The sequence below is a fragment of the Mycobacterium toneyamaense genome, from assembly GCF_055384815.1.
Map to the genome: position 1 here is coordinate 5,911,892 of NZ_AP040333.1, position 13,524 is coordinate 5,925,415.

At 64.7% G+C, this 13,524-nt stretch carries 10 protein-coding genes and 1 pseudogene; 2 read left to right on the forward strand and 9 right to left on the reverse strand.

Annotation, left to right across the window (positions count from 1 at the left end; all coding sequences use genetic code 11):
* From ACZ5IQ_RS28500 to ACZ5IQ_RS28530, 7 genes and pseudogenes are all read right to left on the reverse strand, one after another.
* Positions 1-219, reverse strand: a pseudogene (locus ACZ5IQ_RS28500) (mammalian cell entry protein); the annotation flags it as partial.
* On the reverse strand, positions 171-1,454 hold the full coding sequence (locus ACZ5IQ_RS28505) for an MCE family protein (protein WP_464480567.1): 1,284 nt from the start codon (positions 1,452-1,454) through the stop codon (positions 171-173). The gene ACZ5IQ_RS28505 and the pseudogene ACZ5IQ_RS28500, both read right to left, overlap by 49 nt.
* Complete coding sequence (locus ACZ5IQ_RS28510) at positions 1,451-2,479, reverse strand: MCE family protein (RefSeq protein WP_464480568.1); 1,029 nt, start codon at positions 2,477-2,479, stop codon at positions 1,451-1,453. Before ACZ5IQ_RS28510 ends, ACZ5IQ_RS28505 begins: the two co-directional genes overlap by 4 nt.
* Positions 2,476-3,786, reverse strand: coding sequence for an MCE family protein (locus ACZ5IQ_RS28515; protein WP_464480569.1), 1,311 nt, complete (start codon positions 3,784-3,786; stop codon positions 2,476-2,478). The genes ACZ5IQ_RS28510 and ACZ5IQ_RS28515 overlap by 4 nt, the downstream gene beginning before the upstream one ends.
* A 5-nt stretch (positions 3,787-3,791) precedes the next feature.
* Entirely contained in the window at positions 3,792-4,646 is an 855-nt protein-coding gene (locus ACZ5IQ_RS28520) for an ABC transporter permease (RefSeq protein ID WP_464480570.1), read from the reverse strand.
* Positions 4,643-5,449, reverse strand: a complete 807-nt coding sequence (locus ACZ5IQ_RS28525) for an MlaE family ABC transporter permease (RefSeq protein ID WP_138251196.1) — start codon at positions 5,447-5,449, stop codon at positions 4,643-4,645. Before ACZ5IQ_RS28525 ends, ACZ5IQ_RS28520 begins: the two co-directional genes overlap by 4 nt.
* Positions 5,450-5,805: 356 nt before the next feature.
* Entirely contained in the window at positions 5,806-7,665 is a 1,860-nt protein-coding gene (locus tag ACZ5IQ_RS28530) for a beta-galactosidase (protein ID WP_138251197.1), read from the reverse strand.
* Between the two features lie 383 nt (positions 7,666-8,048).
* Between ACZ5IQ_RS28530 and ACZ5IQ_RS28535 the strand changes: the two genes are divergently transcribed.
* Together ACZ5IQ_RS28535 and ACZ5IQ_RS28540 are read left to right on the forward strand one after the other, a co-directional pair.
* A complete protein-coding gene (locus ACZ5IQ_RS28535) occupies positions 8,049-10,283 on the forward strand; it encodes a PecA family PE domain-processing aspartic protease (protein WP_138251198.1) in 2,235 nt (744 codons plus the stop codon).
* A gap of 136 nt (positions 10,284-10,419) precedes the next feature.
* Positions 10,420-11,643 carry a DUF445 domain-containing protein gene (locus tag ACZ5IQ_RS28540; RefSeq protein ID WP_464480571.1) on the forward strand — a complete coding sequence of 408 codons (1,224 nt, stop codon included), beginning with the start codon at positions 10,420-10,422 and terminating at the stop codon, positions 11,641-11,643.
* 7 nt (positions 11,644-11,650) lie between these two features.
* Here the strand turns inward: ACZ5IQ_RS28540 and ACZ5IQ_RS28545 are convergent, their stop codons facing one another.
* Both ACZ5IQ_RS28545 and ACZ5IQ_RS28550 read right to left on the reverse strand, forming a co-directional pair.
* A complete protein-coding gene (locus ACZ5IQ_RS28545; RefSeq protein ID WP_464480572.1) occupies positions 11,651-12,796 on the reverse strand; it encodes a cellulase family glycosylhydrolase in 1,146 nt (381 codons plus the stop codon).
* 92 nt (positions 12,797-12,888) lie between these two features.
* Positions 12,889-13,473, reverse strand: a complete 585-nt coding sequence (locus ACZ5IQ_RS28550) for a TetR/AcrR family transcriptional regulator (RefSeq protein WP_464480573.1) — start codon at positions 13,471-13,473, stop codon at positions 12,889-12,891.
* Between the last annotated feature and the right edge of the window lie 51 nt (positions 13,474-13,524).

Genomic DNA, 13,524 nt, shown 5'->3' on the forward strand with positions numbered 1-13,524 from the left:
TCAGTACCCCCCGAAGTGATAGGGGGCGATCAGGGGGTTGCCCGCGGTGTACGGGCTGGGCATCTGACCGATCGTGCGGCCCCACTGCATTTCGAGTTCGGTGAGGTTGCCCTCCCACCGGGTGCCGGTGAACAGGCTGCTGTCGAGCCGGCTCAGCGTGAGGTCGATGATCATCGTGATGTTGGCGAAGTCGCCCCGAAACCAGTTGCCGAGGCCGGAGCCAGCGCCGGAGGTCCGGGCGCCGGACCACCCGGCGGCGGCGCGGGCAGTGGCTCACGATAGGGGTAGCGCGGGTCACCAGGATTTCCGGTGATCGCTTCGGGCAGCGTGAGATTCGGCGGTCCGCCCTGGCCGGTGCGGGGATACAGCGACGGCAGCGGCGGAGTACCCGGCTGACCGGCGCCGGGCTCGGTCAGCTGCGACGGCAGCAGCACGTTGGGGTCCAAGCCCAAGTCGGAGAACGCCGCGTCGACGAACGGCTGATCGAACTGACCCGGGAACAGGTTGACGAGTGACGCTTTGAAGAACGGTCCCGCACCCAGCACTTCGCCGAACGACATCGCGTACCGGCGCAACAGGTACAGCGTGCGCTGCAGCTCCTGCTTTCGGTTGTCGAGGATGCCGAGGACGCCGTTGAGCTTGTCGACGGCCGGCTTGAGTTGTGTCCGGTTGTCCTGCACCAGACCGGACAGCTGGACAGTGGCGGCGCTGACATTGGTCATCAGCGTCTCGACCGAATTACGTTGCGACAGAACCTCACCCAGTAATGCGTCGGTGTTGACCACCAGTTGCGCGATCTGGTCACTGCGCTTGGCCAGCACCGCGGTCACCTTGTTCGCATCGGCGAGCAGCTGCCGCAGCTTGGCGTCGCGGGTGCCGAGAGTGTCGGAGAATCGCGCCACGCTCTCCAGCGCCAGCTTCAGGTCGGGAGGGGTGTTCTGGAATGTCTGCGCCAGTGTCTTGAGCGCCGACGACAGCTGTGTGGTGTCGAGGCCGCTGATGGTGGTCGTCAGGTCACCCAACGCCGCCGGCAGGTCGTACGGCGAGGTGGTGCGTTCGATCGGTATGGGGCCGTTGAGGTTTCGGTCACCGCGCGGCGTCAGCTCCAGCACCTTGGTGCCCAGCACGGTCTCGGTCTTGATGGCGGCCTCGGTGCGGTCGCCCAGTTCGACATCGTCACGCACCGTGAAATCCACCCGAACCTTGGCGCCCTCCAGATGGATTCCTGAGACCCGCCCGACACCCAGGCCCGACACTCGCACGTCGCTGCCCGTCTTGATGCCGCCCGCATCGGCGAAGTACGCCTGGTAGTCGGACGTCCCCTTGATGAATGGGATCTTGTCGTAGCTGAAGGCGGCGACGACGATCGCGACGATCAGCGCGATACCGGTCGCGCCGACCGCCATCCGGTTCCGTTCGGCCAGCGGCTTGATGTTCCACTTGGTGCGCGTCATTTCGGTGTGCACCGCCCCGAATCCTGGCCGGCCACCTTGACGTACACCGGTTGGCCGCCTTTTCCGTTGAGCTTGAGCAGTGCATCGCAGAGGTAGAAGCCGAAGTAGTCGCCGTACAGCCCGTTGCGCGAGAGAATCTGGTACGCGTCGGGCAGCGTCCGCACCAGTTCGTCGACGTAGTCGTGGTCGGCCATGATCTGGCCGGAGACCCGGTCCGTCTGCTGCACAAACTGTTTGATCGGTTCACGAGCCACCGTCAGCAGGTCGGCGACCGACCGCGCCGCGGTGTTGATGTTCGCCACGCCGGTGGCGATGTCGGATTTGCGGTCGGCCAGCCCCTGAACGAGTTGCGAAAGTTTGTCCAGCCCATCGGCGAACTGGGTGTCACGCGCCGCGAACGTCCCCAGCACGGTGTTCAGGTTGGTGATGACCTCACCGATGAGCTGGTCCCGGCCCGCCAATGTTGTTGTCAGTGCCGAGGCCTGGGCCAGCACCGAGGAGATGGTGCCGCCCTGCCCCTGGAACACCCGCAGCAGTTCGCCGCTCAACGCATTGACCTGGTCCGGATCGAGCGCACGGAACAGTGGGCGGAAGCCGCCGATGAGCGCGTCGACATCCAGTGCCGGCGACGTCCGGGACAACGGAATGGTCTGGCCCGGCAGGAGTTTGCGCACCGACCCGGGGCCCTCCTCGAGCGCCAGATAGCGGTCGCCGATCAGGTTCTCGTAGCGGACGGTCGCCGTGGTGCCTTCGGTGAGCGTCAGGTTTCTGTCGATGGCGAAGTCGATGGTGACGGTGCCGTCGCGGTGCAGGTTGAGGCTCTTGACCTTCCCGACCTCCACGCCGGCGATGCGAACGAAGTTGCCGCCCTTGAGCCCCGACACGTTGCTGAACACCGCCTGGTAGGAAGCCCGCGAATCGAAACGGAACTGCCCGAACACCGTCAGCAGCCCGAACATGAAGAGCAGGCTCACCACGGTGAAAATCACGACGCGGGTGGCGATCCCGCGAATCCGGCTTCTCACGGTGCCCCCGGCTCGGGTTGGGGTACACCCATCTCAACACCGGGCAGCCCCGGTGCCGGCCCGCCCGGGTACCGAATCCGCGGCGGTTCCGGTTGCGGTTTGGTCACCGGGAAGTAGTTGGCGAAACCGGGGAAACCGATACCCGGGTTGGGCCGCATGTCCAGGCCGTCACCGAAACCGGTGTCGGTCACCAGGTATTTGACCGGAAAGTTCTTGCTGACGTCGGGCAGCGAACCGCAGCTCGGCTTACCACCGGGCCCGCCGCTGGCATTGACGACGGGCAGGTTGTCGGGGAACCGGTAGGGGTCGGCGCCGGCCAGCAGCGCGGCGTCCATGATCACCGATTTACCGTTGCCGCCCATGGCATATCGACCACCGTGTTCGAGGAACCATTGAGCGCCCTGGAACAGGCAGGTATACGTCGGCGAGTATTTGTCGAGCAGTGCGGTCGTCGGCCTCAGCAGTTCCATCGACCGGGCCAATGCGGTCTCGTTGGTCCCGATGGTGTCGATGCCGGCCTGGGAGAAGCCGACCGCCGACAACAACAGGCCGTCCAGCTCCTTCGACTGGCGGGCGATCGTGGTGGCGGTGGTCGAGAACGAATCCAGGCTGGACACGATGTCCTGTGCCGCGATCGAATACGCCTGCGCGGTCTGCCCGAACAGCTGCCAGTCCGTGCGCACGGTGTCCATGCGCGGATTCACCTCGAGCAGAACGTGGTTCGCGTCGGTGATGGCTTGGCCGATGACGTCGCCCTTGCCGCGCAACGACTCGGCCACCGCCGAGAGCACAGAGTTGAGCTTCGTCGGATCGATCACCTGGACCACCGACTGCAGGTTCTCGAATACGGTGTTGACCTCGACCGTCACGTTCTGCGACTGCAGTACCGCACCTGACCGGAGGTGGCCCGCACTGGGACCGCTCGAGGGTACGTTCAGTTCGACGTACTTGGCGCCGAACGCAGTGCTCGACCGGATCTGAGCTTCGACATTTCCGGGCAACTGTGCAAACGGTCCCGGGTACATCCGGAGCTTCAGCGTCGAAAGTACATGTCCCGCAGTATCTGTGCGACTACCGATCGATTCGACCTCGCCGATCTGGACACCCCGGAGTTTCACCTTCGCGCCGTCTTCCATCACCAGGCCGGCACGGTCGGAGATCAAGGTCAACGGTACGAATCCCCGCAAGGATCCGGAGAACAGCAGCCACGTCATCGCGGTCATGGCGACGACCAGGATCACCAAGACCGGCGCCCACCAGATCGGGTCGATCTGCTCACGCCGAGTTCCGTTCGCTCCCTTCGCCATCCGGGTCAGCCCGCGAGGTGGAAGTTGCCGGACTGACCGTAGACGGACAGCGTGATGGTGAGCAGGATGAACACGCCGGCGGTGATCGAGGTGCGCACCGCGCGGCCGACGGCCTCACCGACACCGGCCGGTCCGCCGGAGGCGGTGAAGCCGTAGTAGGTGTGCACCGCCATCACCGCGGCGGCCATGGCCAGCGCCTCGAAGAAGGACCAGGCCAGATCGTTGGGGTGCAGGAACGTCGTGAAGTAGTGGTCGTAGACGCCCCGCGACTGGCCGTAGATCATCGTCGTGCCGAACCGGGTGGCCAGGAAGGACATCAACACCGCGACGGTGTAGATCGGGACGACGGCCACCACCCCGGCGACGACCCGGGTCGCAGCCAGGTATGTGACCACCCGGATGCCCATCACTTCCAGGGCGTCGATCTCCTCGTTGATGCGCATGGCGCCGAGCTGCGCTGTCGCGCCGGCACCGATCGTGGCGGCCAGCGCCACCCCGGCGGTCGCCGGGGCGATGAAGCGCACGTTCAGGAAGGCCCCCAGGAAGCCCGTGAGGGCTTCGATGCCGACGTTGGACAGGGTGTTGTAGCCCTGTACGGCGATCAGCGCACCGGTAGACAGCGTGAGGAACCCGACGATGACCACGGTGCCGCCGATGACGGCGAGGGCCCCGGTGCCCATGCCCATGACCGCGATGAGCCGCAGCACCTCGCCCGGGTAGCGCCGGACGGCGTCCGCGGTGGCGGCCAGGGCACTGCCGTAGAAGGCCGTCTGCTTACCCAGTCGGCGGGTCGCCGCGATCGCCTGGTTTGCCATTTCGCCGATCTGGGACGTTCGGTCGGCATCCACATCGGTTGTCATGGCGCCACTTTCACGCCGAACGCGGTCGCCAGGATGTTGATGAGGAACAGCGCCATGAAGGAGAAGACCACGGTCTCGTTGACCGCGTTGCCGACGGCCGTCGGGCCACCACCGACCGACAGGCCCTTGTAGCAGGCGATCAGTCCGGCCGACAGGCCGAACAGCAAAGCCTTGACCAGGGAGACGATCACCTGCGGCAGCCCCGTCAGGAGCGTCATCCCGGCGATGAACGCGCCCGGGGTGACGTGCTGGATGTAGACGACGAAGAAGTAGCTACCTGCGAGGCCGACGACGGCCACCATCGAATACAGCATTGCCGCGACGAACGTCGCGGCGAGGACCCGGGGCACGACGAGTGCCGGAATCGGTTTGACACCAATGACTTTCATGGCGTCGATTTCTTCCCGGATGGTCCGTGCGCCCAGGTCGGCACACATCGCGGTCGAACCGGCACCGGCGACCACGATCGCGGTGACCACCGGCCCCACCTGCGTCACCGACGCCAGTGCGGCGCCGGCACCCGACAGGTCACCGGCGCCGACCTCGATCAGCACGATGTTGAGGGTGAAGACGATCAGCACCGTGTACGGAATCGACAGTACGACGGTGGGCACGACGGAGACCCGGGCGACGAACCAGATCTGCTCGATCAGTTCCCGCCAGGCATATGGCGGACGCAGCATCGCGGCGAACGTCTCGCCGGCCAGGACGATGAAGTCGCCGACCGCCACGGCTGGTCGTGCCCAGGGCGCGGTGGCGCGCGGAGACGACAGAAGCGGTTGCGCCACAAGCTGCCTCCCCATGTCATTTCGTCGTCGAGCTTTGGCCCGGACGTTAGGAAGGCACGAGTTTGCTGTCAACGCAACAGAATTGACGTATGACGTCGTCAATTACCGAAGATGCAGGTCGCCTCAACGCAATTGCTTTAGCGCACCCGGATTGAATCGGGTTGAGCCAAAATGTCGACCACGTGGGATCAGATACGGACGGAAAAGGGCCCAGCGGCATCTGACCAGTCCGGTCGACTACACGCCTGTCGTATCTCCCGGGTCGTGTCCACCGCCAGTCGTCCCGCCGCCCCGCGGAACGCAATGCTCAGTTTCCGCACCAATTCAGCGAGGGCAATCGACCGTGCGTCCCCGCAGCTCGAAAACCGTCGTTACTGGGCGCTCTGCGCCTTGGCTGGCTTTACCTTCTGAGCGTCGTTCGGGGTGTCGCCGTTTCGCGGCTTGCCGGCACCGGACGGCGCGCTCTGCTTATCGCCACCCGTCGCGTGCTGTCCCGACTCCTTGCCCTTATCCCGCTTCGGCGCGTCAGACTGCTTCGGCGCCTGGGACTTCGGCTGGTCCTTCGTCGACTCCGCCGGATCCTTCTTCTTGCTTGCCGGCTTCGTGTCGTCAGGCGCTGCCTTCACAGCGTCCTTCGTCTCGGGTGTCTTCACTTCAGGGCTGTCCGCGGATTCCTTCGCGGGTCCCTTCACCGCGTCCGGGTCCGCGGTGTCCTTGGCTTCGGCTCCCTTGCTTGGCGCAACCTTCAGGCCGGCCTCGCTTGCCGCGGGCTCGGGCTTGGCGGCCGCAGCGCCCTTCGGCGAACCGGCCGCCACCGCAACGTCATTCATCGCGGCCACTGCCTTCAACGCAGCCATCGGGTTCGCCGCCGCGCCCGGTGCCGGCGGGTGAATGATGTCGCCGATCTTCTGGATCACGTTCGAGATACCCGCGACGACGGCCTGGGTGATATCGACCGCCGTATTGGCGACCCACTTCACCCCCTGAAAGACGGCGTTGGTCACCCACTTGATCGTGTTGACGACTGCCTGCGTCACCGCCTTGGTGACGTCGACGAACGCATTCCATGCGGCATCAACGACTTTCACGACGGCTTGCCCGATGTTGACAGCGACGTTCACGACCGCGCCGACAGCGAGTCGCACGATGGCACCCAGTCGGCGCTCGGCATCCCCGAGGTCAATGCCGTTGAGTTGCAGAATTTCCTGCGCGATGACGAACGCGGCTTCCTTCGGAATCCAGTTGGCGTCGAAGATGCCGAAATAGCCGCTACCCGGCTGACCGTCCCGCGTGGTGTAGATGAACAGTGGCCCGGCGTAGTTCACCCCATCGGTGGACATCGTCTGCCACGTCTCGATGAGGTTCTTGATGTAATCGGCCTGCGTCTGCTGGCTCACGTGGTCGGTCGGCACGCCGTACTCGGTGATCCAGATCTTTTTGGCGCCGTCCCCGAATGCCTCCATGAGTGCGTGGATGTGCTGAATCTGCGTATACGGCGCCAGAAGGGTGCCCTGGCCATCGGAGAACATCAACGATTCGTGGTACGGGTGGATCGCCAGCGCGTCGAACGAACCTTTCGCACCCGCGGCGTACATCTGAGCCACGTAGTCGACGGGGTTCATCGTGACGTTTCCGGCACTGAAGACACTGCTCAAACCGGCCGCGATGACCGTCGCCGTCGGGTCGGCCGCTTTGATGACCGGGTAGGCGGCCTGCAGTAACTGGGTATAACTGGCCGGCGATACCGGGTCGTAGAAGCAGTTGCAGTTGACCTCGTTCCACACCTCGTAGGCCGAGACCGTGCTGCTGTACCGCGTCGCGACCAGGTTCATGAAACTCGCGTAGGCGGCCGGGTCGGGCGTATTCGCGCCCGGGAAGTTCCCGTCGATTCCCGCCCACGGCGGCGTGCTGTTGACCATCGCGAGCACGCCCATGTTCCGGGCTTTCGCCGCGTCCATGATCGCGTCGATCGGCGCCCAGTTGTACTTACCCTGCAACGGCTCGGTGTAAATCCAGGGGATGAACACCCGGACGTTGTCGACGCCCATGGCTTGCAACATGTCGAGCGTCGCGTCGATGTTCTCCTGCGACATGCCATAGAGGCTGGAGTCAGCGATGCCGATGCTCGATGGCGCCGACACGATCTCCGCTGTCGGCGTCACTGCGATGTGCGAGACCGGCCGCACCGGCTGCTCCACGTACGCGCAGAAAATCGCCAACGGAACCAACACGGTCAACGCACGATGCACTGCCCTGCACCCGAGTTTGCCGATCCGTCCAGCCACCAAAGCCCCCTCGCAAAGTGCTTCCCGCGCGGCCCACAAGCACCGCTCGATCCAAATTTACGTTCGAGGACGTTAATCCGTGACCGATACGGCCATGTCCCCTCACCCGCCGTCCGGTGGCGGATACCGCCAATCGCCCGCCGCAATTTATTGACGATGGAAGCAAATATCTTTGCCAGAACCGCTGCAGCACGCGTCCGCAACTGTTAATTTGCAGTCAGTACTACGGTTCTACGCCTGCCTGCCACCCGGCTGTGGGTTAATGCCGCAGCAATGGTTGATCTGCCGGGGGCTGACGGCCGCGCGGCGTACGTCTGGGAGGACCCAAAATGGCTGGAACACACCGTCGTACCTCTCCCCGGAAACTTCCAGTCAGCGCCTGGCTGGGTACCGGCGTCGCGGCCGTCGGGATGAGCGCGTTCCTCCTCGGCACCGCCGCGGTGGCCAGCGCAACGACGGACGGCTCGGATTCATCCTCTTCGGCGTCGGGCAACTCGGGCGGCGCAGCTCCCGGCCACAAGAAGGCCGACAACGACGGGGCCGGCCAGGGCTCGAAACCGTCAGACAACGCAGGCAGCCCCGCCAAGTCGTCTGCAGATGCAGACAAAGACACGAAGACCTCCCACGAGCCGCACTCGAGCGGCACCGGTACCGACGGCACCGGTAGCAACTCAGCTGACGCGAACTCATCTTCTTCCGACGACTCGGGTCCGAAGACCAAGGCTCCCGCGAGTTCTGTCACTCACTCGAGGCCCACCGCCGCCATCCGCGGAGTCCTCAACAACACGCCGGCCGCCTCGAAGCAGGCAGACGCTGACGCCCCGAAGGCCACCGCGGCAACCAAGCCCGCAACCGCCGCCGCCCCGGCCGCATCCGCGGAAAAGTCGGCGCCGGCCGAGGCACCAGCCGCAGAACCAGAAAAGCCGGCAGCCACGCCGACTTCCTTTGCTGCCGAAACCGCCACCACCGCACCGACAGTCACCACTGCGGCCGCCACCACGACAACGCAGACACCGGCGCTCGCTACGTCTCCGACCGGGACCACGGGCCCGTCCGGAATTCTGTCGCTGCTCGCTACGGCGGAACAGGCCATCGGCTCGGCAGCGCCGAACACCAAGCAGACGCTCAAGTCTGCAAGCGCGGCTACCGGCCAGACGGCCGGTCAGCTCCTCGGCACCACACCGGCGCCCGCCGCCGGCGTCGGCACCCCTGCGCCCGCCGGCGCCATCTCCGTCACGGACGCCGCCGCGGCCGCCTCCTCAAGCCCGAATATCGACACGCTGAAGCTGGCAGTTTCCAGCGCGCAAGCGACGCTGTACGCGGACACCTTTGGTCGGGGCGACTGGCTCGGTGGCTTCGGAACGTTCGGCGCGCAGTTCCAGCTCGCCATCGCGAGCTGGGCCCTCAACACCTACACGGCCAACAACCCGGGCTTCACCTCGTTCTATGCGAACAACGCCAACAACCCGTTCCTCGCCGGATTCGCCGCGGCACTGCTGAACTGGAACAATTCTCTGCCCGGCATGGCGCTGGGCTCGATCAACGCCGCCGAGGGCATGTCGGGGAACACCGACGCCAACGGGATGCTGAATCAAGCGGTCAAGGGCCGGGTGTACCAAACCGCCGCCAATGGTCCGACCTACGGATACCTCCCGCTGGTCATGAAGTACGGCCTTGAGCCGGTCGTCTACGTCTCGATCAACGGCGGCCCGATGGTGCCGGTGCTGGTCGATACGGGCTCGAACGGTCTGGTGATCAGCAGCGACAAGATCGGCGCTGCCGGCCTGGGCAACGCGGTGGACACCGGCATCGGTGCTTACAGCGGCGGGCTGACCTACAACTATTCGACCTACAACACCACCATCGACTTCGGCAACGGCATCATCACGGCGCCGACCGGGGTCAATGTCGTGACCAGTGCCACCCAGGCGACGACGGACTCCAACGGCAACCCCACCACTGTCCCGACCACGCTCGCTCAATACCTCGCCGGCAACGGCGTCGTCGGCGTGCTGGGCATCGGCTCCAACGCAGTCGGCCCTGATACCTTCTCGCCCACCACGGCGCTGCTGGGCGACCTGAACGACGGTGTCTTCATCAACGAGTCCGCCCACGAATTGCAGTTCGGCCCCAATCCGGGAACGCCGAAGTACACGGTGTCGGGATCGCCCAACGTCGTCGGTTCGGTGAGCATCAATGGCGGCCCCCGCACGCCGATCAACCTGCTGATCGATTCCGGCGGCGTCACGGGCACCATCCCGGACACGTACGCCGGGAACAACACGGTGTCCTACTACTACACCGATTCCTCGCACCAGTACGTCACCACAACAGCAAATAGCGATCCGGCCTACGACCTGCTCGCCAACGGCACCCAGGTCACGGTGTACGACAACCTCGGCACACCGCTGTACTCGTACACCATCAACGATGCCAACGCGCCTTTCGTCACCAGCGACGCCACCAACGCACACCTGATGAACTCGGGCGCACAGCCGTTCCTGACCAACCCGATGTACATCAGCTACACCGTCCCTGGCGGAGCGACCATCTTCAACCAGTAGGCTCGCCCAGCAAAATACGCGATCCGCAGTTGCGAATCTGACGTGCCCGTTAGTCTTCTCGCACGTGGTCGCCGGTTAACGTAGTCCAGCTACTCACTGGACGCGACTGATGGGAGACAGCCAGGTGGAAAATCTCATGGCCAACGCGTTCGCCTACCCCTGGTGGGTGTACGTCACCATCCCGTTGGGCGCCGCGTTCGTCGGCTGGATCACCAAGATCATGGCCTTGAAGATGATGTTCTACCCCGTTGAGTTCAAGGGCATTCCGCCCTACCTCGGCTGGCAGGGCCAGATTCCCAAACGCGCGCCGAAAATGGCTGCGGTGGCGGTGGATTCGCTGACCTCGGAGATTCTCAAACCCGAGGAGATGTTCGACAAGATCGATCCCAACGAGTTGGTCAAAGAGCTCGCCGAGCCATTGCGGCAGACCTCCGCCGAGATGGTCGACACCATCATGATGTCGTTCCAGCCGCAGGTCTGGCGCGCAACACCAGATCAGCTCAAGGACGTCGTCGTCAAGAACGTCGAAAAGCGCATCCCGACGGCCATGGCCGCGATGTTCGACAAGCTGCGCGGCCAGGTCGACCAGATCTTCGACATCAAGCACATGGTCGTCACCAACCTGGTGCGCGACAAGGTCACGCTCAACACCGTCTTCCAGGACATCGGCAAGCCGGCGTTCAAGTTCCTCATCATGTCCGGCCTGCTCTTCGGCTTCCTGATCGGTCTCGTACAGGCCGTGGTGTTCGGCATCACCAACTGGCACTGGTCGCTGCCGCTGTTCGGTCTGCTGACCGGTGGCCTCACCGACTACGTTGCGCTGCAGATGATCTTCCGGCCGCTGGAGCGCAAGAACGTCTTCCTCGGCATCAAGTGGCAGGGCGTCTTCCAGCGGGAACGCAAGCAGGTCGTCGAGGGTTACGCGGCGCTCATGGCCCGCGAGATCTTCACACCCCAGGCCATCATGGAGAGCATGCTGAACGGCCCGTCGTCGGACCGGTTCTTCGACATGATCTCCACCGAGATCAGCGCGACCATCGACACGCAGATGGGCTTCACCGGCAAGATCATCAAGTCCGTCGGCGGCCGCCAGTACGTCGACATGAAGAAGCAGATCACCGACTCGATCATCGAGAAACTGCCCGAAACGTCCACTTACATCGAGGGATACATGCGCGATCGCCTCGATCTGGAGAACGTCATGGTCACCAAGATGATGCTGCTGGACTCACTGTCGTTCGAGAATCTGCTGCGTCCCGCGTTCAAGGACGACGAGTGGATCGTCGTCGTGCTCGGCGCGACCCTCGGCTTCCTCTTCGGTGAGCTGCAGGCGCAGCTCATCCTCCTGCTGGCACACTGACCGGTGTCTACGTCTGGCCGGCTGTTCCGGTCAGCTTGCGGACGGTGAGGACCTCGCTGTCCCGGAAGGCCCGCCCGTTGGGGTAGAGCAGGTCGCTGAACCAGACCTTCGGCTCCGACGGGTTCGGGTGGTCCCACGAATCCCACGGGAAGTACGTCTGGGTCTTGCCTGCCACCAGCCCCCAGCTGTACGCACCCACGTTGCGCTGCTTGGCAATTGGCAGAATGCCCTCGACGGTGCTGCCCAGGCTGCGCGCCAGGTACTCCGTACACAGGATGGGCCGGCTCAGCGGCGCGAGCTCATCGATTCGGGCCGAGAAGTCCGCCGGCTTGGCGTAGCTGTGGAACGAGATGACGTCCGAGTTGTCCAGCTGGATGGACGCGATGGCGCTGCGCTGCGCGGGGTCGGCCCAACTGCCTTGCCACACACCACTTGTCAGCGGCTGTACGGGATCGACGGCCCGCGCCCAGGCGAACACCTGCGGCAGCAGGTCGGCGACCAGCTGCATCTTGTCGCTGCGCTCGACCTTGCGGTAGACGCTGGCCGGGTTGTCGGGCTCGTTCCACAGGTCCCAGCCGAGGATCCGGTTGTCGTTGCGGAACAGGCTCAGCACGCCGGTGACGTAATTCTGCAGTACGGCACGGTATTTCGGATCGCCCAGACGGTCCGCACCCGGACTCTGCACCCAGCCCGAGTTGTGCACGCCCGGCCTCGGGGCCCGCTGCACGCCGAGTTTGGGATGCGGGTCCCAGCACGAATCGAAGAACACGAACAGCGGCTTGATGCCGTTACCGGCAGCGATGCTGACGAACTGCGTCAATCGCTGCGAGAAACCCTGGGGGTCCTGCGCCCACAGTAGATCGTGGAGGAAGACGCGGACGGTGTTGAATCCGAACCAGCGGGCGGCACCCAGCTCGGCGTTGATGCGGCCGGGATCGTAGGTGCCGGACTGGAACATCTCCAGCTGGTTGACCGCGGTGGAGGTGATGTAGTTGCCACCGACCGGCCAGGCCTGACCCCGATACCAACTGTTGGCCCGTTCGGGCGTCCAGCGCGCCCCGGCCGCGGACGCCAGAGCCGGTCCCGAGAATCCGGCCATGGCGGAACCCGCTGCCAGCAGCAGCGGGACCTTGAGAACGGTTCTGCGGTCCACCGCACGAGGCTACTGATCTTGATGGGGCCATTGGGGCGTGCTTATCGAGTTGCAACAAACACGATGTCGGGTGGTGACGTCAGGCCACCTGCTCAGGCATTGATGCCCGCCGTGAGGATCGCGGCGAGTTCGCGATACGCGCTGGCGTCGTCGAGTCCGGTACTCTCGCGGACCCGGCGCTGCTGAATGCGCACCATCATCGTCGACGCCAGATCGGCGGCGAAAGCCGCATGGACATCACGGAATTCACCGCTCTCGACGCCTTCGGCAATCATCTCCTGCACCCGGCGGGCGGCGATCTGAGTGTTCTTCTCGTAGACGCTGCGGGCCGGGGCGAAGCCGTCCAGGTCCACCATGAACTGATCCGACGCGGCGTCCAGCACCGTCCCCACCGCCGACAGATAGGCCGTGATCCGGGCCCGGGCACCGTCGACTCCGGCCACGAGCCGCTCGACCTCGTCGGTGGCCTGACGGAAGAACTGCACAGTGGCGGCACTGACCAGCTGTTCCTTACTGCCGGCCAGGGTATACAGCGTCGACTTCGAACACCGCAGCCGCCCAGCGATGTCATCGAGCGTGAGGTGCGCGAATCCCTCGTCGAGGAACAACGTGATCAGGGCGTCGAACAGCTCGGTGCGTCGGCGGGTGCCGAATGCCGGGGACGTGCGCGCGCTCACACCGGCATAGTACTGCGGGCCCTTTACTCAGTACTACTCAAACAGTACTCT